Source organism: Pseudovibrio flavus, from assembly GCF_009711345.1.
Classification (GTDB): domain Bacteria; phylum Pseudomonadota; class Alphaproteobacteria; order Rhizobiales; family Stappiaceae; genus Pseudovibrio; species Pseudovibrio flavus.
Genome location: NZ_SMMA01000017.1, coordinates 1 through 499, shown reverse-complemented (window position 1 = coordinate 499; position 499 = coordinate 1). Strand labels below are relative to the sequence as shown.

Sequence of the window (499 nt, the reverse complement as noted above, 5' to 3'; positions counted from 1 at the left end):
GCACAGGCTCAGCAGTCTGTTTCCGAGCTCACCAAGCGCCTGCGCGCCAAGGGCAAGGAAGTCCGCTTTGCGATCCACCCAGTGGCGGGCCGTTTGCCGGGCCACATGAACGTGTTGCTCGCTGAAGCCAAGGTGCCTTACGACATCGTTCTGGAAATGGACGAGATCAACGACGACTTCCCGAACACCGACGTGGTCATCATTATCGGCGCAAACGATATTGTGAACCCGGCGGCTCAGGAAGATCCGAACTCGCCAATCGCCGGTATGCCGGTTCTGGAAGTGTGGAAGGCCAAGCAGGTGTTTATCTCCAAGCGTGGTCAGGGCACCGGTTACTCCGGTATCGAGAACCCGCTGTTCTACAAAGAAAACAGCCGCATGTACTATGGTGATGCGAAAGGTTCCATCGACAAGCTGCTCCAGCTCGTCGACTAACCAAAGCACCACAAACAAAAACAACAAAGCCCCCGCCATAAACGGGGGCTTTGCCGTTTAGAGC

General features: G+C 56.1%; 1 protein-coding gene. It reads left to right on the top strand.

From position 1 onward, the window contains the following. On the top strand, positions 1-435 hold a 435-nt coding region (locus tag E1162_RS00060; RefSeq protein WP_257098522.1), incomplete at its 5' end, for an NAD(P)(+) transhydrogenase (Re/Si-specific) subunit beta. Between the last annotated feature and the right edge of the window lie 64 nt (positions 436-499).